21 protein-coding genes are annotated in these 23362 nt (G+C 71.7%); 10 read left to right on the forward strand and 11 right to left on the reverse strand.

What is annotated here, in order from left to right:
• Positions 1-158 precede the first annotated feature (158 nt).
• The gene (locus ABZ642_RS09170; RefSeq protein WP_360479566.1) at positions 159-1043 is read right to left on the reverse strand and encodes a LysR substrate-binding domain-containing protein; all 885 of its coding nucleotides are present in this window, start codon (positions 1041-1043) and stop codon (positions 159-161) included.
• Between the two features lie 119 nt (positions 1044-1162).
• Here ABZ642_RS09170 and ABZ642_RS09175 point away from each other — a divergent pair, with 119 nt between their 5' ends.
• The 5 genes from ABZ642_RS09175 (at position 1163) to ABZ642_RS09195 (ending at position 6478) form a co-directional block, all read left to right on the forward strand.
• Positions 1163-1834, forward strand: coding sequence for a succinate dehydrogenase (locus ABZ642_RS09175; RefSeq protein ID WP_360480191.1), 672 nt, complete (start codon positions 1163-1165; stop codon positions 1832-1834).
• 2 nt (positions 1835-1836) lie between these two features.
• Positions 1837-3786, forward strand: coding sequence for a fumarate reductase/succinate dehydrogenase flavoprotein subunit (locus ABZ642_RS09180; RefSeq protein WP_360479569.1), 1950 nt, complete (start codon positions 1837-1839; stop codon positions 3784-3786).
• Positions 3783-4532 (forward strand): succinate dehydrogenase/fumarate reductase iron-sulfur subunit, encoded by a 750-nt coding sequence (locus ABZ642_RS09185; RefSeq protein WP_360479572.1) that lies wholly within the window; start codon positions 3783-3785, stop codon positions 4530-4532. Before ABZ642_RS09180 ends, ABZ642_RS09185 begins: the two co-directional genes overlap by 4 nt.
• Positions 4533-4850: 318 nt before the next feature.
• Positions 4851-5615, forward strand: a complete 765-nt coding sequence (locus ABZ642_RS09190) for a GNAT family N-acyltransferase (RefSeq protein WP_360480194.1) — start codon at positions 4851-4853, stop codon at positions 5613-5615.
• Positions 5615-6478, forward strand: coding sequence for a lysophospholipid acyltransferase family protein (locus ABZ642_RS09195; protein ID WP_360479575.1), 864 nt, complete (start codon positions 5615-5617; stop codon positions 6476-6478). Before ABZ642_RS09190 ends, ABZ642_RS09195 begins: the two co-directional genes overlap by 1 nt.
• Here the strand turns inward: ABZ642_RS09195 and ABZ642_RS09200 are convergent.
• The 3 genes from ABZ642_RS09200 to ABZ642_RS09210 all read right to left on the reverse strand — a co-directional run bounded on the left by ABZ642_RS09200 (position 6433) and on the right by ABZ642_RS09210 (position 10452).
• Positions 6433-7806, reverse strand: coding sequence for a DUF3500 domain-containing protein (locus tag ABZ642_RS09200; protein ID WP_360479578.1), 1374 nt, complete (start codon positions 7804-7806; stop codon positions 6433-6435). The two genes, ABZ642_RS09195 and ABZ642_RS09200, sit on opposite strands and share 46 nt — an antisense overlap.
• Positions 7807-7846: 40 nt before the next feature.
• Complete coding sequence (locus ABZ642_RS09205; protein WP_360479581.1) at positions 7847-10186, reverse strand: excinuclease ABC subunit UvrA; 2340 nt, start codon at positions 10184-10186, stop codon at positions 7847-7849.
• A 71-nt stretch (positions 10187-10257) separates the two neighbouring features.
• Complete coding sequence (locus ABZ642_RS09210) at positions 10258-10452, reverse strand: antitoxin (protein WP_360479584.1); 195 nt, start codon at positions 10450-10452, stop codon at positions 10258-10260.
• A 165-nt stretch (positions 10453-10617) separates the two neighbouring features.
• Between ABZ642_RS09210 and ABZ642_RS09215 the strand changes: the two genes are divergently transcribed.
• Positions 10618-13089: an AAA family ATPase gene (locus tag ABZ642_RS09215; protein WP_360479587.1), complete on the forward strand. Its 2472-nt coding sequence runs from the start codon at positions 10618-10620 to the stop codon at positions 13087-13089.
• On the opposite strand, the gene ABZ642_RS09220 is transcribed toward ABZ642_RS09215, so the two are convergent.
• The gene (locus ABZ642_RS09220) at positions 13090-14088 is read right to left on the reverse strand and encodes an LLM class flavin-dependent oxidoreductase (RefSeq protein WP_360479590.1); all 999 of its coding nucleotides are present in this window, start codon (positions 14086-14088) and stop codon (positions 13090-13092) included.
• Positions 14089-14302: 214 nt separating this feature from the next.
• On the opposite strand from ABZ642_RS09220, the gene ABZ642_RS09225 reads away from it, so the two are divergent.
• Positions 14303-14794 (forward strand): hypothetical protein, encoded by a 492-nt coding sequence (locus ABZ642_RS09225; RefSeq protein WP_360479593.1) that lies wholly within the window; start codon positions 14303-14305, stop codon positions 14792-14794.
• Between the two features lie 64 nt (positions 14795-14858).
• On the opposite strand, the gene ABZ642_RS09230 is transcribed toward ABZ642_RS09225, so the two are convergent.
• Both ABZ642_RS09230 and ABZ642_RS09235 read right to left on the reverse strand, forming a co-directional pair.
• Positions 14859-15074, reverse strand: a complete 216-nt coding sequence (locus ABZ642_RS09230) for a dodecin (protein WP_360479596.1) — start codon at positions 15072-15074, stop codon at positions 14859-14861.
• 104 nt (positions 15075-15178) lie between these two features.
• A complete protein-coding gene (locus tag ABZ642_RS09235) occupies positions 15179-15748 on the reverse strand; it encodes a WHG domain-containing protein (RefSeq protein WP_360479599.1) in 570 nt (189 codons plus the stop codon).
• Positions 15749-15819: 71 nt separating this feature from the next.
• On the opposite strand from ABZ642_RS09235, the gene ABZ642_RS09240 reads away from it, so the two are divergent.
• Positions 15820-16311 (forward strand): FBP domain-containing protein, encoded by a 492-nt coding sequence (locus tag ABZ642_RS09240; protein ID WP_360479602.1) that lies wholly within the window; start codon positions 15820-15822, stop codon positions 16309-16311.
• A gap of 136 nt (positions 16312-16447) precedes the next feature.
• Positions 16448-17710, forward strand: a complete 1263-nt coding sequence (locus ABZ642_RS09245; protein ID WP_360479605.1) for an extracellular solute-binding protein — start codon at positions 16448-16450, stop codon at positions 17708-17710.
• Between the two features lie 9 nt (positions 17711-17719).
• Here the strand turns inward: ABZ642_RS09245 and egtD are convergent, their stop codons facing one another.
• From egtD to egtA, 4 genes are read right to left on the reverse strand one after another with little or no spacing between them, the layout of a single operon-like run.
• Complete coding sequence (gene egtD, locus ABZ642_RS09250; RefSeq protein WP_360479608.1) at positions 17720-18682, reverse strand: L-histidine N(alpha)-methyltransferase; 963 nt, start codon at positions 18680-18682, stop codon at positions 17720-17722.
• On the reverse strand, positions 18679-19587 hold the full coding sequence (gene egtC / locus ABZ642_RS09255) for an ergothioneine biosynthesis protein EgtC (RefSeq protein ID WP_360479611.1): 909 nt from the start codon (positions 19585-19587) through the stop codon (positions 18679-18681). The genes egtD and egtC overlap by 4 nt, the downstream gene beginning before the upstream one ends.
• The gene (gene egtB / locus ABZ642_RS09260; RefSeq protein ID WP_360479614.1) at positions 19587-20915 is read right to left on the reverse strand and encodes an ergothioneine biosynthesis protein EgtB; all 1329 of its coding nucleotides are present in this window, start codon (positions 20913-20915) and stop codon (positions 19587-19589) included. Before egtB ends, egtC begins: the two co-directional genes overlap by 1 nt.
• Positions 20912-22240, reverse strand: coding sequence for an ergothioneine biosynthesis glutamate--cysteine ligase EgtA (egtA, locus tag ABZ642_RS09265; protein ID WP_360479617.1), 1329 nt, complete (start codon positions 22238-22240; stop codon positions 20912-20914). The genes egtB and egtA overlap by 4 nt, the downstream gene beginning before the upstream one ends.
• 279 nt (positions 22241-22519) lie before the next feature.
• On the opposite strand from egtA, the gene ABZ642_RS09270 reads away from it, so the two are divergent.
• Positions 22520-23350 (forward strand): TIGR02452 family protein, encoded by an 831-nt coding sequence (locus ABZ642_RS09270; protein ID WP_360479620.1) that lies wholly within the window; start codon positions 22520-22522, stop codon positions 23348-23350.
• Positions 23351-23362: the final 12 nt, after the last annotated feature.

Below are 23362 nucleotides of genomic sequence, written 5' to 3' on the forward strand. Positions count from 1 at the left end.
AGCAGAACCTGCGGCCGAGTGTCGGGAATGCCGGCGGGGCGACCAGGGAACAGACGTTGCCGACAACGCGCCCCTCCAGCGGTGCGGGGAACTGCGCGACGAGCCACAACGAGCCCGCAGTCCGCCACGGCGCACACCCCTATGGCGCTCCCGATCGCTCACCTCTCCAACAGCATCCTCTGCAACTCCCTGGCCGCCCGGGGAGGAGCCACATCACTCCGGTGCGCCAGAGCGATCGTCCGATGCAACCCCGGCCGAGCCAACGGAGTCACCCGCAGCCCCCGCCCCGACCGGGCGGCCACCATCCGAGGCACCACGGCCACCCCCAACCCGGCCCGCACAAACCCCAACACCGCGTCCATCTCGCCCCCCTCGACAGCGAAACTCGGCTCGAACCCGGCGGACCGGCACGCCGCGACGGTCAGCTCCCGCAGGTCGTAGCCGTGCCGGAACATCACCAGCCGCTCCCCTTCCAGGTCGGAGACCTTCACCCCGCCCCGCCCCCGCCCGGGCGCCGTCGCCTCGGGCGAGGACACCACCACCAGGTCCTCCCGCAGCAGCTCCACCGTGGTCAGCGCGGGCGACGCCGGCGGCAGCGGCAGCACGATCAGCGCCAGGTCCAGCGCCCCGCGCGCCAGCTCCCGTACCAGGTCGTGGGAGCCGCTCTCCTCGATCAGCAGCTGGATGCCGGGGTAGCGGTCGTGGAAGGCCCGCAGCACGTCCGGCAGCAACCCGGTGCACAGGCTCGGCGTCGCCCCCAGCCGCACCCGGCCGCTCCGCAGCTGCACCAGCTCCTGGACCTCGTGCCGGGCGGTGTCCGCGTCCGCCAGGATCCGCCGGGCCAGCGGCAGCAGCGCCTCGCCCGCGTCGGTGAGCGTGATGTTGCCCCTCGCCCGCAGGAAGAGATCTGCCCCCAGCTCCCGCTCCAGCGTCCTGATCTGCTGGGACAGCGACGGCTGGGCGACATGGACCAGCTCGGCGGCCCGGGTGAAGTGCCGGGTCTCGGCGACGGCGACAAAGTACTGAAGCTGCTGGAACTGCATGGTGACACGATAGCTTCCGACTATGGAATCGAGCCGTACCATGTCTTGGACCGATCGGGTGTCCGGGCCCTACCGTCCTGAACATGGCTCTGGCAACGCGGACGGACCGACGGCCGTCCATGGCACGCACGATGTGGGACAGCTCCGTCGGCAAGAAGACCGTGATGGCCGTCAGCGGCCTGATCATGCTGCTCTACCTGGTCGTGCACATGATCGGCAACCTGAAGATCTACTTCGGGGCGGGCGAGTTCAACCATTACGCCCACTGGCTGCGCACCGTCGGCGAACCGTTCATGCACTACGAGTGGACGCTCTGGCTCATCCGGATCGTCCTGGTCGTCGCCGTGGTCGCGCACGCCACGTCCGCGTACCAGCTCAGCCGCCGTGACATCAAGGCGCGCCCGACGAAGTACGTCCACAGCAGGCCCCGGGCCAGCTACGCGACCCGCACCATGCGCTGGGGCGGGATCATCCTCGCCCTCTTCATCGTCTGGCACATCCTCGACCTGACCACCGGCACCGTGCACTCCGGCGGCTTCCAGGAGGGCCACCCGTACCAGAACGTCGTGGACACCTTCTCCACCTGGTACGGCGACGTCATCTACATCGTCGCGATGCTCGCGCTCGGCCTGCACGTCCGGCACGGCTTCTGGAGCGCCGCCCAGACCCTCGGCGCCGGCAGCCGCACCCGCGACCGCGCCCTCAAGGCCACGGCCAACGTCCTCGCGCTGCTGCTCACGGCCGGCTTCATCGCCGTACCCGTGGGTGTCATGACCGGAGTGGTGAGCTGAACATGACCGACTACGTGAACTACACGACCGGCGAAGCCGTCGCCGACGGCAAGGCGCCCTCCGGCCCCGTCAACGAGCGCTGGGACAAGCGCCGTTTCGAGGCCAAGCTGGTCAACCCCGCCAACCGGCGCAAGCACACCGTGATCGTCGTCGGCACCGGTCTCGCCGGCGGCTCCGCCGGGGCCACCCTCGCCGAACAGGGCTACCACGTCGTCCAGTTCTGCTACCAGGACTCCCCGCGCCGCGCCCACTCCATCGCCGCGCAGGGCGGGATCAATGCGGCGAAGAACTACCGCAACGACGGCGACTCCGTCCACCGGCTGTTCTACGACACCGTCAAGGGCGGCGACTTCCGGGCCCGGGAGTCCAACGTCCACCGGCTCGCGCAGATCTCCGTCGAGATCATCGACCAGTGCGTGGCCCAGGGCGTGCCCTTCGCCCGCGAGTACGGCGGCCTGCTCGACACCCGGTCCTTCGGCGGTGTCCAGGTGTCCCGCACCTTCTACGCCCGCGGTCAGACGGGTCAGCAGCTGCTGCTCGGCGCCTACCAGGCGCTGAGCCGGCAGATCGCCGCCGGGAACGTGGAGATGCATCCGCGTACCGAGATGCTCGACGTGATCGTGGTCGACGGACGGGCCCGCGGGATCGTGGCCCGGGATCTCATCACCGGTCGCATCGACACGTACTTCGCGGACGCCGTCGTCCTCGCCAGCGGTGGCTACGGCAACGTCTTCTACCTGTCGACGAACGCCATGAACTCCAACGCCACCGCCGTCTGGCGGGCGCACCGGCGCGGCGCCTACTTCGCCAACCCGTGCTTCACCCAGATCCACCCCACCTGCATTCCGCGCACCGGCGACCACCAGTCCAAGCTCACCCTGATGAGCGAGTCGCTGCGCAACGACGGCCGGATCTGGGTGCCCAAGGCCAAGGGCGACACCCGGCCCGCGAACCAGATCCCCGAGGACGAGCGCGACTACTACCTGGAGCGCATCTACCCGTCCTTCGGCAACCTGGTCCCGCGCGACATCGCCTCCCGCGCCGCGAAGAACGTCTGCGACGAGGGGCGGGGCGTCGGCCCCGGCGGGCAGGGCGTCTACCTCGACTTCGCCGACGCCATCGCACGGATGGGGCGGAGAGCCGTCGAGGCCAAGTACGGCAACCTCTTCGACATGTACCAGAGGATCACCGACGAGGATCCGTACCAGGTGCCGATGCGGATCTACCCCGCGGTGCACTACACGATGGGCGGGCTGTGGGTCGACTACGACCTCCAGACCACCGTCCCCGGGCTGTTCGCGGTCGGCGAGGCCAACTTCTCCGACCACGGCGCGAACCGGCTCGGCGCGAGCGCGCTGATGCAGGGGCTGGCCGACGGCTACTTCGTGCTGCCGGCCACCATCAACGACTACCTCGCCCGCAACCCCCACCAGGAGGCGGTGACGGCCGAACACCCCGTCGTACAGGAGGTGCTGGCCGAGACCGAGGACCGGCTGAACCTGCTGCTCTCCGTCGACGGCGACCGCACCCCCGACTCCTTCCACCGTGAACTCGGCGAACTGATGTGGGAGTTCTGCGGCATGGCCCGCACGGACGCGGGGCTGCGCAAGGCACTGGAGCGCATCCCGCAGATCCGCGAGGAGTTCTGGCGGCGGATCAAGGTGCCCGGGACCGGCGAGGAGTTCAACCAGTCCCTGGAGAAGGCCAACCGCATCGTCGACTACCTGGAGCTGGCCGAACTGATGTGCCTTGACGCGCTGCACCGCGCCGAGTCCTGCGGCGGCCACTTCCGGGAGGAGTCCCAGACCCCGGACGGCGAAGCCGCCCGCCGGGACGAGGAGTTCTCCTACGCGGCCGCCTGGGAGTTCACCGGCACCGGGGACGCCCCGGTCCTGCACAAGGAAGACCTGGTCTTCGAGTACGTCCACCCCACCCAGCGGAGCTACGCATGAAGCTCACCCTGCGCGTCTGGCGGCAGAAGAACGCCGACGCCGACGGCGCGATGTCCACCTACGAGGTGGACGGCATCTCGTCGGACATGTCCTTCCTGGAGATGCTCGACACCCTCAACGAGGAGCTGATCCTCAACGGCGAGGACCCGGTCGCCTTCGACCACGACTGCCGGGAGGGGATCTGCGGCGCGTGCTCCCTGGTGATCAACGGGGACGCGCACGGTCCGGAGCGGACCACCACCTGCCAGCTGCACATGCGGTCCTTCGAGGACGGCGACACGATCGACATCGAGCCGTGGCGGGCCTCCGCCTTCCCGGTGATCAAGGACCTGGTGGTCGACCGGTCCGCGTTCGACCGGATCATCCAGGCCGGCGGCTACATCACCGCGCCGACCGGCGCCGCTCCGGAGGCGCATGCCACCGCGGTGCCGAAGGCCGACGCCGACTTCGCGTTCGAGCACGCGGAGTGCATCGGGTGCGGGGCGTGCGTGGCGGCCTGCCCCAACGGAGCGGCGATGCTGTTCACCTCCGCCAAGATCAACCATCTGAACGTGCTGCCCCAGGGGGCGCCCGAGCGGGAGACGCGGGTGCTGGACATGGTGGCGCAGATGGACGACGAGGGCTTCGGCGGGTGCACGCTGACGGGGGAGTGCGCGACCGCCTGTCCGAAGGGCATTCCGCTGGTGTCCATCACGAGCATGAACAAGGAGTGGCTGCGGGCCACCCGGAAGGCGGGAAAGCGGTAGCGCCGTCGGAGGCGCGTAGATGAACGTTCGCCGTCAAGTGCGGACGGGCGGGGCCGGGGCTGGTGCTCCCCGGCCCCGTTTCGCCGTTCTCCGGCCGCCGTGCCAGGGGCGCGCAACGACCCGGCCGGGTCACGGTAGCGTTGCTTCAGCGCGTCCATCAGGACACCAGCGGGGGTGAGTCACCCACCGAATCCCGGCATTCAGCAGCCGCACATCCACGGGTCCCGCGCACGTCACGCCGAGTCCAGCCTGCCACGGAAGAAAGCAGGTGCAGATTTCCTCAGCTACCGCTCGGCGCAGGAGACCTCCATGACCGCCATGCCCGCCTCACCCCCTGCTCTCGCCGCCCCGCCCGGGGACTCCGGCTATCTGGTGCAACTCGCCCGTGACGAGGACGACGTCCGGGCCGCGCAGCGACTGCGCCATCAGGTGTTCGCCGGAGAGATGGGCGCCCGGCTCGACGGGCCGGAACCGGGGCTGGACGTGGACGCCTTCGACGCGTTCTGCGACCACCTCCTGATCCGGGAAGCCCTGACCGGCGAGGTCGTCGGCACCTACCGACTGCTGCCGCCCGAGCGCGCCGCCGTCGCCGGCCGCCTCTACTCCGAGGGCGAGTTCGACCTGAGCCCGCTCGCCGGCATCCGCTCCGGACTGGTCGAGGTCGGCCGGTCCTGCGTGCACCCCGCCCACCGCGACGGCGCCGTGATCGGCCTCATCTGGGCCGGCATAGCCCGGTACATGGTGGACCGCGGCCACGAGTGGCTGGCCGGCTGCTGCTCCGTCCCGCTCGCCGACGGCGGCGCCCTGGCGGCCGCCGCCTGGGAGCGGGTGCGGGCCAAGCACCTCGCCCCGGAGGAGCTGCGGGTACGACCGCTGCGCCCGTGGGTGCCCGAGGGACCCGTTCCCGAGGGCCGGGCCGAACTGCCCGCGCTGCTCCGCGGCTACCTGCGCCTCGGCGCCTGGGTGTGCGGCGAGCCCGCGCACGACCCCGACTTCGGGGTCGCCGACATGTACGTCCTGCTGTCGATGCGCCGGGTCAACGCGCGCTATCTGCGGCACTTCCTCTCGCTCGTCCCGGCCTGATGAGCGTCTGGCTGCCCAGCGCGCCGTGCACCCCCGGCGCGTGCGTGGAGTCCGCGGGGTCCCGCACGGTCCTGCCCCGCGCCGTGCTGCGGTTCGCCGCGGTCGTGGCCCTGCTGCTGGTCGCGATCGTGCTGCTCCCACTCGGCGGGCGGATTCCCGCCGAGTGGGTGCGGCGGTTCTCCCGGCTGGTCGTCCGGGCCGCCGGGGTCCGGGTCCGGACCACCGGCAGTGCCCCGGGCACCGGTGGGGTGCTCCTTGTCGCCAACCACATCTCCTGGATGGACATCCCGCTGCTGGCCGCCGTACGGCCCGCGCGGATGCTCGCCAAGAAGGAGATCCGCGAGTGGCCGGTGGCCGGCGCGCTGGTGGCCGGCGCCGGGGCGCTGTTCATCGACCGGGACCGGCTGCGCGCGCTGCCGGACACGGTCGGCCGGATCTCGGGCGCGCTGCGGGAGGGCGCCGCGGTGGTCGCCTTCCCCGAGGGCAGCACCTGGTGCGGCCGGGCCCAGGGCCGGTTCCGCCGGGCCGTGTTCCAGGCCGCCCTGGACGCCGGCGTGCCCGTGCAGCCGGTGCGGCTGCACTACCGGCTGGAGGCAGGCGAGGCCAGCACCGTGCCCGCCTATGTCGGCGAGGACACGCTGCTGGCCTCCCTGTGGCGGGTGGTGTCGACCCGCGGCCTGGTGGCCGAGGTGGACATACGGCCGCTGATACCGGCCGGCCGCCACCCGGACCGTCGCACCCTCGCCCACGCCGCTCAGCCGGTGACCCACGGGCCGGCCTGGACGCACGCGGCTCTGGTGAGCCCCGGCCAGGGCTCTCAGTGGTCGGTCTCCAAGTGGAGCTTGAGCAGGTCGACCCCGTAGTCGCCGCCGTTGGGCGTGCGGATGATGGTGTGGATGTGCTGCTGGGTCGGCGTGCCGCCCGGACCGCCCATGCCACCGCCGCCCGGCTGGCCGGTGGGCATGCCACCGGTGGGCTGGCCGGTGGGCTGGCCCGAGGGCTGGCCGCCGCTGCCGGTCTTCGTCCCGTAGGCGAGCGGCGACTGGGCGTCGTACTCGATGAGGACGACCGGGCTGTGCACCCGGTAGTAGAAGGCCGAGGTGTCCTTGGTCTCGCCGAGCCAGTAGAAGTACGTCTGGTCCAGGTGTTCCTTCACCTCCTTCATCCTCACACCGGCGTGGCCGTCGTCCATGTAACCGACGTAGACGCCGACCAGGTCGAGCAGCTTGTCCCGCTGGGCCGAGGTGAGCTCGGAGCCGGGCAGGCCCTGGTAGGCGAGCTTGAGGTTGTCGGCGCCGGCGCCCGCCTTCATGTCGGTGCCGGACTTGCCGACCTCGGCGTCGATCACCTTGTCCCGCTGGGCCGAGGTGAGGGAGCGGAGCAGGGCCAGACCGGCCTTGGTCTCCGGCTTGAAGAGGGTGATCTTCTCGCCCTGGTAGGTGGCCGAGGTCGGCTCCGAGCCCATGAAGGTCGGCGTCATGACGACCTGGTCGCCCAGCACGAAGTAGTTGATCGCCACATGGTGGCCCTCGTACTGGAAGCCCCAGGGCTTGCTGGTGGACGGGGTGCCCATGAAGGTGAAGAAGTAGGCGCCCTCGGTGAGCGTCTCCCGGTTGCCGCCGTTGTAGTCGCCCAGGAACGCGTTCAGCTTCATGATGTTGCGGGTCTGGGTGAGCCCCTTCGCGGACAGCGCGGCGCCGAGCAGCGCATAGCCCAGCTCCCGCTTCGCGTCCGTGATGTCGCCCATCCGGACGCCCTTGCGCTCGTAGCCGTCGACGTTGCTCCAGGCCAGCCACTCGTCGTCGGCCACGTCGAAGGTGCACGAGGTGCGCTCCTTCTGGCTGAGACCGTCGAGGAAGGCCTGCGCGGCCTTGACGACCTTGTCCGTGGAGACGTCGGTGGAGTGGACCGCGTACAGGCCGTCGACGACCTTGCCGTCCGTGGTGAGCCCCACGAAGTCCTGGTACTTGACCTCGGACTGGCCGGGGCCCATGCCGCCCGCCCCGGCGGGGCCGCCGGAGGGCATGCCGCCGCTGGGGGCGCCGGAGGCCGAACCCGACGTGTCGGACGAGCCGTCGGAGCAGCCGGTCATGGTCGTCAGCGCGGCGGCACCGCCGGCGAGCAACGCCTTGTTCATGAACCAGCGACGGGTGCGCTCGGCTTCGGGGGTGCGGGGGTGGTGTCCATGCATACGCCCAAAATCCAGGGGCAACCTGAACCGTTCCTGAAGATCACCGCGGGCTGGACCGGGAGAGATAGGGCCCCGTCACACTGCCCTCGGCCCGTGCGACCTCGGCCGGCCGGCCCGCCGCGACGATCCGGCCGCCCCGGTCCCCGCCGCCCGGCCCCAGGTCGATCACCCAGTCCGCGCCCGCCACCACCGCCATGTCGTGCTCGACCACGACGACCGTGTGCCCGGCGTCCACCAGCCCGTGCAACTGGCGCATCAGCACCTCGACGTCGGCCGGATGCAGGCCCGTCGTCGGCTCGTCGAGGAGGTAGAGGGTGTGACCGCGCCGTCCACGCTGCAACTCACCGGCCAGTTTGATCCGTTGGGCCTCGCCACCGGACAGCTCCGTGGCGGGCTGCCCCAGTCGCAGATAGCCGAGCCCCACGTCGAGCAGCGTGCGCAGGCTGCGCGCCACGGCCGGGGTGTCCGCGAAGAACTCCGCCGCGCTCTCCACGGTCAGGTCCAGCACCTCGGCGATGTTCCGTCCCCGGTAGGGCACTTCGAGCGTCTCGGGGTTGTAGCGCGCCCCGCCGCAGTCCGGGCAGGGCGTGTAGGTACTGGGTAGGAACAGCAGCTCCACGCTGACGAAACCCTCGCCCTGACAGGTCTCGCAGCGCCCTCCGGTCACGTTGAAGGAGAACCGCCCCGCGCCGTAACCACGCTCCCGGGCCTGGTCGGTGGCCGCGAAGACCTTCCGTACGACGTCGAACAGTCCTGTGTAGGTGGCCAGGTTGGAACGCGGGGTGCGGCCGATCGGCTTCTGGTCGACGGAGACCAGGCGGCCGACCCCGTCCAGCTCCTCGGTGATCTCGCCGATCAGCGTCGACTTGCCCGAGCCGGAGACTCCGGTGACGGCGGTGAGGACACCGAGCGGGAACTCGGCGGTGACCGCGCGCAGGTTGTGCCGGGTGACCGGGCCGACCTTCAACCACCCGGCGGCAGAGCGGAGTCGACGGGTCGGAGCGGACTCCGTCGCGAACAGGTAGCGGGCGGTGGCGGACTCCGCGACTTCGGCCAGCTGTGCCACCGGCCCGCTGTGCAGCACCCGGCCGCCGTGCTCGCCGGCACCTGGGCCCACCTCCACCAGCCAGTCCGCGCCGCGCACCACGTCCAGGTGGTGCTCCACCACGAACACCGAGTTCCCGGCCGCCTTCAGCCGGTCCAGCACCGTCAGCAGTGCCTCGGTGTCCGCCGGGTGCAGCCCGGCCGACGGCTCGTCCAGGACGTAGACGACACCGAATAGCCCGGAGCGCAACTGCGTAGCCAGACGCAGGCGTTGGAGTTCGCCCGCGGAGAGCGTCGGAGTCGCCCGGTCCAGGCTCAGATAGCCGAGGCCGAGTTCGACGACCGGGGCGATGCGGGAGATGAGGTCTTCGGTGAGCACCCGCGCGGTCTCCGTCGAGGGGCCGTCGCCGAGCAGTCCGGCCAGCTCGGTCAGGGGCAGGGCCGCCAGGCCGGCGATCGTACGGCCCCCGAAGGTCACGGCGAGCGCCTCGGGCCGCAGCCTGCTGCCCCCGCACACCGGACAGGGCGCGCTGCTCAGGAACCGCTCCGCCTTCGCCCGCAGAGCCGGGCTCCTGGAGTCCGAGAAGGTCTTCATGACGTACCGGCGGGCGCTCATGTACGTGCCCTGGTACGGCCGTTGGATGCGGTCGGCGTCCCGGACCGGGTGCACGGTGACCACCGGCTGATCGTCCGTGAACAGGATCCACTCCCGCTCCTCGGCGGGCAGTTCGCGCCAGGGCCGGTTAACGTCGTGGCCGAGCGCGTCCAGGACGTCCCGCAGGTTCTTGCCCTGCCAGGCACCCGGCCAGGCGGCGATCGCGCCGTCCCGGATCGACAGCGACGGGTCGGGGACCAGCGACTCCTCGGTCGTCCGGTGGACCCGGCCCAGGCCGTGGCACTCCGGGCAGGCGCCGACCGCCGTGTTGGGGGAGAACGCGTCGGAGTCGAGCCGTTCCGCGCCCGGCGGATAGTCCCCGGCGCGCGAGAAGAGCATGCGCAGGGAGTTGGAGAGGTTGGTGAGCGTGCCGACCGAGGAACGGGAGGTGGGGGCCGAGCGGCGCTGCTGCAGCGAGACCGCCGGCGGCAGCCCGCTGATCTCACCGACCTTCGGAGCCCCCACCTGGTGGATCAGCCTGCGCGCGTACGGGGCGACCGACTCGAAGTAGCGACGCTGGGCCTCGGCGTAGACCGTGCCGAACGCCAGGGACGACTTCCCCGAGCCGGACACACCGGTGAAGACGGCCAGCACGTCCCGGGGGATGTCCACGTCGACACCCTTGAGGTTGTGCTCGCGGGCACCACGAACGCGTACATACGGATCGTGGGCGCTGTGCATCGGGCAGACTCCGTACGGCCGACTCGCCGGGCAGGGACAAACCCCGCGAGTCTAGCCCGTGCGGTGGTCGGTCAGGGTTGGGGAGGGTTGTTCCGGTTCCGGCTCTGGTCGATGTAGTCGTCGGCCTTCTGCTGACCCATGTCGACCTGGGACCGGTACTTGTTTCCGGTCCGCTGGTCGATCATGTCGCCGCCCTTTTCGACGCCCTGTTTGGCCTGGTCCTCGTGGCCCTTGAGCATCCCCTTGAGCTTGTCCAGCATGGACATGGCAGCCCTCCTCGCTGGTTGAGGCTTCCTCACCAGCGTCACCGGCCCCGGCCCGGTCCGCATCTCGGCGGGCGTCCCCGTGCGGGCCCGGCGTGCCTGTGCAAGGTTGGAACATGCGGAATCCCGCCGACCGCAGAGCTGATCGCAGAAAGGCCCGGGCCCCCCATGACTTCTCCCGGTTTCGGATTCGGACGCACTCCTTTCGAAGATTTCGACGAGCTGATGTCCCGCTTCTTCGGCGGATCCGGACCGGGCGCACCGGCCCGCCGTCCCCAGCGCGTCGACATCGGCAACCTGCTGTCCGAACGGGCGCGGGAGCTGGTGGCCGAGGCCCGCGACCTCGCCGGCGACGAGGGCAGCGAGGAAGTGGACGCCCGGCACCTGCTGGCCGCCGCCACCACGCACGACTCGACCCGGCGGCTGCTCACCGAGGCCGGCGCGGACCCCGACCAGCTCCGAGAGCGGCTCACCGTCGGCCACGGCGGCGCCGAGAAGACGGAGCCCACCGCCCTCACCCCGGCCGCCAAGCGCGCCCTGCTCGACGCCTACCAGATCTCCCGCGCGGAGGGCGCCTCCTACATCGGCCCCGAGCACCTGCTGCGCGCGCTCGCCGCGAACCCGGAGTCGACGGCCGGGCGCGCGCTCGCCGAGAGCGGCTGGGAGCCGGCCCGGATGCCGGCCGAGGGCGCGGCGGAGCGGAAGAAGCCCAGCACGACGCCGACCATCGACGAGTACGGCCGTGATCTCACCGAGGACGCCCAGGCCGGCCGCCTGGATCCGGTGATCGGGCGGGAGGAGGAGGTCGAGCAGACCATCGAGGTGCTCTCCCGGCGCAGCAAGAACAACCCCGTCCTGATCGGTGACCCCGGTGTCGGCAAGACCGCCATCGTCGAGGGCATCGCGCAGCGGATCATCACCGGTGACGTGCCCAAGACCCTCGAAGGCAAGCGGCTGGTCTCCCTGGACCTGGCCGGGATGGTGGCCGGCACCAAGTACCGGGGCGAGTTCGAGGAGCGGCTGAAGAAACTCCTCGACGAGGTCCGCGAGCACAGCGACGGACTGGTGCTGTTCCTCGACGAGATGCACACCGTCGTGGGTGCCGGCGGGGGCGGCGACGGGTCCCTGGACGCGGGCAACATCCTCAAACCGGCCCTCGCCCGCGGCGAGTTGCACCTGATCGGCGCGACCACCATCGACGAGTACCGCAAGCACGTCGAGAAGGACGCCGCCCTGGAACGCCGGTTCGCGCCCATCCTGGTCGGTGAGCCCTCCGTCGACGACACCATCGAGATCCTGCGCGGTCTGCGCGACCGTTACGAGGCCCACCACCAGGTCCGGATCACCGACGAGGCGGTCGTCGCGGCGGCCGAGCTCTCCGACCGGTACATCACCTCCCGCTTCCTGCCGGACAAGGCGATCGACCTGATGGACCAGGCCGCCGCCCGGGTCCGGCTGCGCTCGAAGACCCCGCCCACCGACACCCGGGACATCGAGGACCGGATCGCCGCCCTGAACCGGGAGAAGGACCAGGCCGTCGCCGACGAGGAGTACGAGCGCGCCAAGGAACTCCGCGACCGGATCAGGGAGACCGAGGCCGAGCTGGAGCAGGCGGGCACGGCCGATGAGCACGCGCCCAAGGTCACCGCCGAGGACATCGCCGAGGTCGTCTCCCGCACCACCGGCATCCCGGTCGCCCAGCTCACCGAGGAGGAGCGGGAGCGGCTGATCAAGCTGGAGGAGCACCTGCACGAGCGGGTCGTCGGCCAGGACGAGGCGATCACCGCCGTCGCCCGCGCGGTCCGCCGCGCCCGGGCCGGCATGAGCGACCCCAACCGTCCGGTGGGCAGCTTCCTCTTCCTGGGCCCGACCGGCGTCGGCAAGACCGAGCTGGCCCGCGCCCTGGCCGCCGCCCTCTTCGGCGACGAAACCCGCATGATCCGCCTGGACATGAGCGAGTTCCAGGAGCGCCACACCGTCTCCCGGCTGATCGGCGCCCCGCCCGGATACGTCGGCCACGAGGAGGCCGGTCAGCTCACCGAGGCGGTGCGCAGGCAGCCGTACGCCGTGCTGCTGCTCGACGAGGTGGAGAAGGCGCACCCGGACGTCTTCAACACCCTGCTCCAGCTGCTGGACGACGGCCGGCTCACCGACTCCCAGGGCCGCACCGTCGACTTCAAGAACACCGTCGTGATCATGACGTCGAACATCGGCGCCGACCGCATCCTGGCCGCCGGCACCGAGGACTACACCAAGGTCCGCGAGGCGGTCATGCCGGCGCTGCAGCAGCACTTCCGGCCGGAGTTCCTCAACCGCATCGACGAGATCATCGTCTTCCGCGGTCTGGACCGCACCCAACTGCGCGAGATCGTCGACCTGTTGCTGGAACACACCCGGCGGCGCCTGCACGCCCAGGAGGTCGGCCTCGAAGTCACCGACGCGGCCGCGGGGTTGCTCGCCAACCTCGGTCACGAACCCGACTTCGGTGCCCGCCCGCTGCGCCGCACCATCCAGCGCGAGGTCGACGACCGCCTCGCCGACCTGCTGCTGTCCGGCCAGCTCACGGCGGGCGACCGGGCGGTGGTGGACGCGGCCGACGGGGAGATCGTCATCCGCTCCGACAAGCCGGCCGCGGTCTGATCAGGGGTTCACGATCCCGGCCAGCCGCCGGTAGGAGTCCAGCAGGGCCGGGCGGTCGTAGGTGCTGGTGGTGACCAGCACCTCGTCGGCGGCCGTCTCCTTCAGGACCGTCTCCAGCCCGTCCGCGACCTGCTCCTCGGTACCGGCGAGGTGCCCGGCGAGTCCGGACTCGTACAGGCCGCGTTCCTTCACGGTCATCGTGAGGGTCTCCACCGCCTCGGCCGGGGGCAGCGGCGGGAAACTGCCGTGGGTACGGGAGTACGCCATCGACCAGGCCTCGGGGACGAGCAGCCGGCGGGCCGCTTCGGGGGTGCCGGCGACGGCGACGGTCCCGGAGATCACGACATAGGGCTCGGCCGCCCAGGGGGAGGGGCGGAAGCGGTCGCGGTAGTGGTCGATGCCGCGTCGCATTTTTTCCCGGTTGCGCAGGTCACCGATGACCATCGGCAGCCCGGCGCGGGCCGCGATGTCCGCGCCCTCGCCCATCGCCAGCACGAACGGCGGCACCCGCAGCCCCTCGGCCGGGCGGGCCCGTACCCCGGTCGGCGAGGTGCCCTCGAACCAGCCGAGCAGCTCGCCGAGTTGCGCCGCGAAGTCGTCGGCGTCGCCCTTGTCACGCCCCAGTGCCCTGCGGACGCCGTCGGTGAAACCCACCGACCGGCCGAGGCCCATGTCGATCCGCCCGGGGAACAGCGATTCCAGCACCCCGAACTGCTCGGCCACGACCAGGGGTCGGTGGTTCGGCAGCATGACACCGCCGGTGCCGACCCGGATGGTCCGGGTCGCGGCGGCGACGGCGGCGGCCAGCACGGTCGGCGCCGAACCGGCGACCCCGGGCACACCGTGATGCTCCGACACCCAGAACCGGTGATACCCGAGCGCCTCCATCTCCCGCGCCAGCGCCACGGTGTCCCGCAGCGCCGCACCGGGGGTGTGCCCCTCCCGGGTGCGGGAGCGGTCGAGGACGGAGAACCGGGTCCGGGCGATCAGTGCGTTCACAGAGGGTTCAACACCGGGGCGGCCCCAGGATTCCCGCCGCCGGTCACTCTCCCCGGGGCGCGGCGGACCGCGCCCGTAGGCCCTGACCAGGTGCTGCGCGAGCAGCGGGCGGACGCCGTCGGCGGTCACCGGATCCCATGAGCGGTCCGCGGTGGCCCCAGGGGCGGTGCCGGTGGCTCCAGGGGCGGTGCCGGTGCCCGGCTAGGGTTGCCGCGTGACCGAGAGCAACAAGCGTCCGATCGCCGTCTTCGACATCGACAACACCCTCGCCGACACCGCGCACCGGCAGCGGTTCCTGGAGCGCAGGCCCCGGGACTGGGACGCGTTCTTCGCGGCCGCTCCGCACGACCCGCCGCTCGCCGAGGGGATCGCGCTGGCCGTGGCGACCGCGCGGGAGTGCGAGATCGTCTATCTCACCGGGCGGCCCGACCGCTGCCGGCGAGACACCCTGGACTGGCTCGCCGCGCACGGGCTGCCCGAGGGACGGGTGCACATGCGGCGCGACGCCGACCGCAGGCCCGCCCGGCGCACCAAGCTCGAGATCCTGCGCCGCCTTGCCGAACGACGTGCGGTCCGCGTCCTGGTCGACGACGACGAGCTGGTGTGCGACGACGCCGAACGGGCCGGGTTCACCGTGGTTCGGGCCCGCTGGGCCGACCGCTCGGCCGCGCTGGAGCAGGCCCAGGAGGGGGAGGGGCGGACCTGAGGCCGCCCGGCGGGTCTGAGCCCGCCCGGTGGCCTGAGCCCGCCCGGCCCCGGTCCCGTGGACGTCAGTCCTCGTCGTCGATGCGGAAGCCCACCTTCAGGCCCACCTGGTAGTGCTCGATCTGCCCGTTCTCGATCTGGCCCCTGACCTGTGTCACCTCGAACCAGTCCAGGTTGCGCAGGGTCTGGTTGGCGCGTGCGACACCGTTGCGGATGGCCTGGTCGATGCCCTCGTGCGAGGTGCCGACGATCTCGGTGACCCGGTAGGTGTGGTTCGGCATCGGGATGCTCCTCTCGTCGTCATACCAAGGTGCCCCATCCGGAAGCGGAGCGCGAGGCGTCGCCGCCTGCGACCCCGACGCGCGGCGCACCGGACAACCGCCGGTCAGGATGCGGCCCGGCTCCGCAGCAGGGCGTCGAGGGAGTCCACGATCCAGGCCCATGACTCCCGCGCGTCGGGGGCGCTGTGCTCGAAGCCCCCGGCGAGTTCCAGGCTGACGTAGCCGTGGAAGACGCTGCCCAGCATCCGGACCGCGTGTGTCTGGTCCGGCTCCGTCAGGTCGTAGCCGCGCAGGATCGCCCGTGTCATCTGGGCGTGCCGCACCCCGGCACTGGCGGCCGCCGTCTCGGGATCGAGCCGGAGCCGGGCGGCGGCGTACCGGCCGGGGTGCTCCCGGGCGTAGTCGCGGTAGGCGTCCGCGAAGGCGGCCAGGGCGTCCTTGCCGGCCCGCCCCGCCAGGGCGTCGGCGACCCGGTCGGCGAGCTCCTCCAGGGCGAACAGGGCGATCCTGGTCCTGAGTTCCTGGGAGTTCTTCAGGTGCGAGTACAGACTCGCGACCTTGACGTCGAACCGCCGGGCGAGCGCCGAGACGGTCACCTGGTCGAAGCCGACCTCGTCGGCTAGCTCCGCCCCCGCCACGGTCAGCCGCTCCGGGGTCAGCCCTGCTCTAGCCATAACTTTCCTCCTGACTGGCGACAATCATAATGCATTTGCCTAAAGCTTTTAGGCAAATTACTCTGCCACTCATGAGACCCCTGAACGAGCGGGAGATCCGCACCGCCTTCGTGAACTGCACCAAGGGTGAGGCCAAGCGCCTGTCTGTCCCTCACGACCTGGCCGACCGGCCGTGGGACGACCTGGACTTCCTCGGCTGGCGGGACCCCCAGGCCCCCGACCGGGCCTACCTCGCCGTCGAGCTGGACGGCCGCCCGGTGGCACTCGCCCTGCGCTCCTCCTCCGCCGCCTCCTGGCAGACGCGGCGCAGCATGTGCTCGATATGCCTGACCACCCACACCGGAGGCGTCTCGCTGATGGTCGCCGCGAAGGCGGGCAAGGCCGGGCAGCAGGGAAACTCCGTGGGCGTCTACATCTGCAGCGACCTCGCCTGCCCGCTGTACGTACGGGGCAGGAAGGACGCGGGCGTCGGCGCGCGCCTGCCCGAGTCGCTCACCCTGGAGGAGAAGATCCAGCGGACCGCCGCGAACCTCGCGGCGTTCGTCGCCAGGGTCACCGCCTGAGTCGGCCATTGGGCCTGCGCCCTTGACCCTGCGCATTGGTCCATACCAAAATCCCGTACACCCCGTACGGGCACCCGTGCTCGTTCCCCCACGTCGGGCCTTCTTCCCTGTCCGCCAGACAGAACAGGAACCCCTCGTGAGACGTCTTCGCCCGCTCGCCCTCGTCTGTGTGTCCGCCGCGCTGCTCAGCGCCTGTGGCGTCCTGCCCGGCGGATCGGGCGGGCGGCGCACCGTCACGGTGTGGCTGATGCAGAACAGCGCGTCGCCGGAGTTCCTGCGCCGGTTCACCGCAGACTTCGAGCGCACCCACAAGGACATCCGCCTCGACATCCGTATCCAGCAGTGGACCGGGATCGTGGACAAGGTGCAGACGGCGCTCAAGTCCGACTCCGCGGACGCTCCCGACGTCATCGAGGTCGGCAACACCCAGGTCCCGCAGTACGTCGAGGACGGCCGGCTCACCGACCTCACCCTGGAGTCGATGCGGGACTGGGGCAAGGAGCACTGGCTGCCCGGCCTCGCCGAACCCGGCCGGGACGACTCCCGTCAGTACGGCATCCCCTGGTACGCCGCCAACCGCGTGGTCATCTACCGCAAGGACCTGTTCAAGAAGGCCGGCATCACCTCCCCACCGAAGACCCGCGACGCATGGCTGGCCGACACCGAGAAGCTCAACTCGGGTGGGGATCAGGGAATTTACCTGGCCGGACAGGACTGGTACACGCTCTCCGGGTTCATCTGGGACGAGGGCGGTGATCTCGCCGAGGAGACGGACGCCGGCTGGAAGGGTGCCTTGGACAGCCCGGCGGCGCTGCGCGGGATGGACTTCTACCGACGGCTCCAGGCCCTCGGCAAAGGCCCGGTGAATGCCGACGAGGAACACCCGCCCCAGGCCCAGGTGTTCGCGGGCGGTCAGGTCGCCCAGCTCGTCGCGGTACCCGGCCTCGCCCAGTCCATCGTGCAGGAGAACCCCGAACTCAAGGAAGAGATCGGCTACTTCCCGGTGCCTGGCCGCACCGCCGACCACCCCGGCGCCGTCTTCACCGGCGGCTCCGACCTCGTCGTACCGCAGAACACCGAGCACCCCTACGACGCGACCGCCGTGGTCGGCGCCCTCGCCGGCGCCAAGTGGGACACCGAACTGGCCCGCACCATGAACTATGTGCCCAACAAGACCACGCTGGCGGGCGCGGTCGCCGGGTCTGAGGGGGTCGCCGCCATGGCGGCGGGAGCCGCGCAGGGACGGGCGACCCCCCACTCCCCGGACTGGCCGGCGGTCGAGGCCGACAACCCGATCAAGGGCTACATGACGAAGGTGCTCGGCGGGGCGGACCCCGCGACCGAGGCCCGCCGTGCCTCCCGGCGGATCACCGAACTGCTCGCGCCGGACTTCGGGTGAGCCGGTCGGTCAGCGGGCGACGCTGAGGGAGAGCGCGAAACGGCCCTGCGAGTCGGTCCACCAGTTGGTCAGACCGAGTCCGGCGGCGGCAAGTTCGGCGGTGACTCCGTCCCGCCGGAACTTCGCCGAGACCTCGGTGCGCAGCTCCTCGCCCGCCGCGAAGTCCACGGCCAGGTCGAGCGCGGGCACCTTCACGGTCTGCGCGACCCGGGAGCGCAGCCGCATCTCGATCCACTCCTCGTCCGCGTCCCACAGGGCGACATGGTCGAAGGTGTCCGGGGCGAAGTCGGCGCCCAGCTCCCGGTCGACGACGGCCAGGACGTTCTTGTTGAACTCGGCCGTCACCCCGGCCGCGTCGTCGTACGCCCGGACCAGTACGTCCTCGTCCTTGACCAGGTCGGTGCCGAGGAGCAGCGCGTCACCGGGCGCGAGCAGCGCCCGTACCGAGGCCAGGAACCGGGCCCGCTCGGCGGGCAGCAGATTCCCGATCGTGCCGCCGAGGAACGCCACCAGCCGTGGCCCCGGTGTCTCGGGCAGGCTCATCCGGCCGGTGAAGTCGGCGATCAGGGCGTGCACGGACAGCGCCGGCCGCTCCTCGATGAGCGCCTGCCCGGCCTGGGTCAGCGCGCTCTCGCTGACGTCGACCGGGACGTACACCTCGAGGGAGGTGAGCGCGTCGATCAGCAGGCGGGTCTTCTCGGAGGAGCCGGAGCCCAGCTCCACCAGGGTGCGGGCACCGCTCGCGGCGGCGATCTCGCCGGACCGGGTGAGCAGGATCTCCCGCTCGGCCCGGGTCGGGTAGTACTCGGGCAGCTCGGTGATCTGCTCGAACAGCTCGCTGCCCCGGGCGTCGTAGAACCACTTCGGCGGCAGCGTCTTGGGGGTGGCGGTGAGGCCGCTCAGGACATCGGCGCGCAGCGCGGCGTCCGTCGCGTCCTCGGGAAGGGTGCGGGTGACACGGAGGGGACTCACGTACAGGGCTCCTTCGGGGATGGGGGTGCCCCCGCTCGAACGGAGTCGAGAGTGGGGGAGGACGCACGGGTCTCGACCGGGTTCTCGACCGGGTCGTCCTGGATCCGGGCATCCTGGGCGGGGCCGTCCTCGACCGGTTCTCCGATCGGGCTCTCGATCGGGTTCTCGACCGGGGCGAGGGTGACGCCCCGGCGGCTCGCGACGAGCAGCGTGCGGTCGGGGACCTCCCGCCAGCGCGGGGCGTCGTCGTACGGCTCGGAGGCGACGACGGTGCGGTGGCCGGGTTCCGAGAGGTACCAGAGGCTGTCCCCCCAGGCGGTGGCGGCGATGGTCTCCCCGTCGGTGAGCAGGAGGTTCAGCCGGGCGGTCGGGGCCGCCTCGGCGACCTGGAGAACCGTTTCGGCAAGAGCGAGGCCCGGCGGTGTGCCGGACCGCAGCCGATGCAGGGCCAGTGCCCAGACGAACGCCGAGTCGGTGCGTGCCTCCATCGACAGCAGGTCGACCGGGGGCAGCAGCGGGACGAGGGACGCCACGGACTGCGGCCACCCGGGGATCGCCCCGTTGTGGCTGAACAGCCAGCGGCCCGCGGCGAACGGCGCCGCCGCGGCCTCCGCGTCCGCGCCCGCCAGGGTCGCGTCCCGAACGGCGGCCAGCAGCGCGCCGGTGCGCACCACCCGCGCCAGGTCGGCGAAGGACGGGTCGGCCCAGATCGGGCCGGCCCGCCGGTAACGGGCCGGCTGCGGATCCTCGGAGGCGTACCAACCCACCCCGAAACCGTCGGCGTTGACCGTCCCGTACCGCTGTCGCCGGGGTGCCCACGACTGGCGGTACAGGGAGTGTCCGGGCTCCACGACGAACCGGCCGAGCGGCTCCTCGGGTCCCAGATAGGCCAGATGACGGCACATCAGGCAGTCTCCGCGGTACGGGCGGTGCGGAAGCCGGAGAAGATCTGCCGCCGGATCGGGTAGTCCCAGTTGCGGAACGTCCCCCGGCAGGCCACCGGGTCCACGGCGAACGAACCGCCGCGCAGCACCTTGTGCTCGGGGCCGAAGAACACCTCCGAGTACTCCTTGTACGGGAAGGCGGAGAAACCGGGGTAGGGGAGGAAGTCGCTGGACGTCCACTCCCAGACGTCACCGATCAACTGCCGTACCCCCAGCGGGGACTCGCCCTCCGGGTAGCTGCCCGCCGGGGCGGGGCGCAGATGGCGCTGGCCGAGGTTGGCGTGCGCGGGTGCCGGTTCGGCGTCGCCCCACGGGTAGCGCCGGGACCGGTTCTCGCCGGGGTGGTGCCGGGCGGCCTTCTCCCACTCGGCCTCGGTGGGCAGCCGGCGGCCGGCCCAGCGGGCGTAGGCGTCCGCCTCGTACCAGTTCACGTGCAGCACCGGCTCCTCGGGCGGCACGACCTCCGTGACCCCGAACCGGCGCCGCAGCCACTGACCGCCCTCACGGTGCCAGAAGTGCGGGGCGACGATCGAGTGCTCGCGGATGTGCGCCCAGCCCTCGGGCGTCCACCAGCGCTCGTTCTCGTAGCCGCCGTCCTCGATGAACTCCAGGTACCGGCCGTTGGTCACCGGGGTGGTGTCGATCCAGTAGGGCGCCACCTCCCGCCGGTGCGCGGGGCGTTCGTTGTCCAGCGCCCACGGCTCGGTGGAGGTGCCCATGGTGAACGGGCCGCCGGGGACCAGGACTTCGGCCGGGCCGGTGAACGGCGGCGCCGGGTCCGGGTCCGGGGCGGTCAGCGCCTGGGGGCCCGACCGGAGCTGATGGGTGATCAGCATCGTCTCGTCGTGCTGCTGTTCGTGCTGTGCGATCATCCCGAAGGCGAAGCCCGCCTCGGTCAGCCTGGTGCCGCCGCTGAACGCCGAGCCCTCCAGCAGGTCCAGGGCCCGCCCGCGTACCTCGGCCGCATAGCGCCGGGCCTCGGCGGGCGCCAGCAGCGGCAGCGTGGGCCGCTCGGAACGCGGGTGCTCGAAGGCGTCGTAGAGGCTGTCGATCTCGGGGCGCATCGCCTCCCGGCCGCCGACGTTGCGCAGCAGCCAGAGTTCCTCCTGGTTGCCGATGTGCGCCAGGTCCCAGACCAGCGGGGACATCAGCGGGGAGTGCTGGGCGGTGAGGTCGGGCTCCTCCACGCAGCTGGTCAGGAGCGTGGTGCGGTCCCGGGCCGTGATCAGGGACTTCAGGGCCCGGTCCCGCAGGGTCTCGATGTCGATGTCGGTCTCGGGGGCGGTCATGCGGGGATGTCCTTCCCATGGGCGCGGCCCGATGTGCCGCGCAGGGGGTCCAGCAGGTCGTCGGCCGGGCAGCGGCCCTGGCGGACGTACCGGTCGAAGTACGCCGCCACGGCCGCCGTGACCTCGGGGGTCGCGCCCAGCCGGGGCAGGGCCTCCAGCGCCGCCGCGAAACAGGCGACGGCGGCCTCGTGCAGCTCCGGGTCGCCGAGCCCGGTCCGGGCCGCGTCGATCCACAGCGGATTGTGCGGGGCCGGCCGTGGCCGCGCACGCTCGGTCAGCTGTTTCACCGTCCGGTACGCGGTCTCGGCGGCCTCCGGGTCGTCGAACAGCGCCGTCGTCACCGCCAGCGGCACGATCCAGCCGTCGTCGCCGGGCTGCGCGTCGATCATCCGCAGCTCCAGATGGCCGCGCGGCCGGACCGGCGGGAACAGTGTGGTGAGGTGGTAGGCGAGATCGGCCCCGGTGGGCGACCCCGACCGGGTCCACTCCCGGAAGGTGAGCCCCTCGGGCACCTCCCAGGGGCCGCTGTCCCGTCGTACGCACATCACCGGGGCGTCCAGTACGTGCCGGGCCCAGGACGTGCGCGGGTCGCCGGCCAGCGGGGGCGCTCCCGCGCGGCCCGCGCCGATCTCCATCCACAGCAGCTGCCGGGTGGAGACCCAGCCGGTGGGCCGCCCTCCCACCAGGGGGGAGTTGGCGAAGGCGGCCACCAGGACCGGCCCCAGCTGATGGGCCAGCCACCAGCGGCGGGTGTGCCCCAGCGGGCCGGGCTCCTCGTGACCGGCGTCCAGGCAGACCTGTACGGAGGCCGAGCTGCACATCATGTGCCGGCCGGCCGGGCCGGTCCGGTCCAGGCAGGCCTCCATCGCGTCGTAGCGCGGCTCGCGCAGGAAGCGGCGGGGCGGGTGCCAGGGATCGTGTCCGGCGCCGACGAGACCGAGACCCAGCTCGGCCAGGACCGCCCGTACGGCGTCCAGGTCGGCGGACACGGTGCCGACGCACTCCATCAGGGAGGCGGCGGGCGGCGAGCTCAGCTCCAGCTGACCGCCGGGTTCGACGGTGAGCGCCGACCCCAGGGGCACCGTGCGCAGTGCGGCGTAGGCCGCTTCGAGTCGTTCGGGTGTGACGGGGAGCCGCGGCTGCCGCAGCTCGTGGACCAGCCATTCCACTTCGACCCCGACCGTGCGGGGCGGGCCGGTCTTGAAGCAGATGCCCTTGACCAGAGCCTCCACCTCGGCTTCGGTGACGGCGGTGCGGTCGTCCGAGAAGTCGGTCTTCACCGAGTCGTCGGTACAGTCGCCGCCGTCGGATATCGAGTCGGACATGTAGGGATCCTCCTGAGATTCCACCATGCCGCCGGCCCGGCCGTGGATGGGTCCGGGACGGCTACGTCCGTTACACCCAAGACCTTCGCGCCGATTCGCACAAGGCCACCTATCGGGACGTTCTAGATCGGTAACCTCTGCTTCCTCGCACGTTCCGGAACCGTTTCGGGCGCACGAAACTCCGTTGCACCGCATCACCAGCATCGCCCAGGATGCGTGTATGAGCACGACGGGGGAGACCGCGCGGGCCGCGGTCATGGCGTCCACGGGGGTGGCGCCATGAGCGCACGCCTGCGCGGAATCGCCCAGGAGACCGAACGGATCGTGGCGGCGGGGGCCTACCGGACCGCCGACGGCCGGGAGGTCCTCCTGGCCGCGGACATCGCGGCCGCACAGGCCGGGACACGGATCCACGGCCCGGAACCGGTGCCGGTTCCGGCGACCGCCTCGGTGCGGACGATCCTCGAGGTCACCGGCGAGAGCAGCCTGGAGGCCGCCGGCCGGCTGGCCGACGCCCCGGTCGCGGTCCTGGACTTCGCCTCGGCCCGCAACCCGGGCGGCGGCTATCTGAACGGCGCCCAGGCGCAGGAGGAGGCCCTGTGCCGGGCCTCCGCGCTCTACGCCTGCCAGTTGCGCGCCCGCGCCTTCTACGACCACCACCGCGCCCACCGCGACCCGTTCTACTCGGACCGGGTGATCCACTCCCCGGCCGTCCCGGTCTTCCGCGACGACCGCGGCCGCCTCCTCACGGAGCCGTACCGCGCCGGATTCCTCACGTCCGCCGCGCCCAACGCGGGCGTGATCCGCCGTACGGCACCGGAACGCGCCGGTGAGCTGCCCGGCGCCCTCGCCGTACGGGCCGAGCGGGTCCTGGAGGTGGCCGCCGCGCACGGCTACCGGCGGCTGGTGCTGGGCGCCTGGGGCTGCGGGGTCTTCCAGAACGACCCCCGGCAGGTCGCCGGGGCCTTCCGGGGGCTGCTGGGCCCCGGCGGACGGTTCGCGCGGACCTTCGAGCACGTGGTGTTCGGGGTCCTGGACCGCACGCCGGGATCGGCGGTCCGGGCGGCCTTCACCGAGGTGTTCCGGGAAGCCGCCGCCCTCGACGCCTAGCGGCCGGCGCCC

It is taken from the genome of Streptomyces sp. NPDC007157 (assembly GCF_040634235.1).
GTDB lineage: Bacteria > Actinomycetota > Actinomycetes > Streptomycetales > Streptomycetaceae > Streptomyces.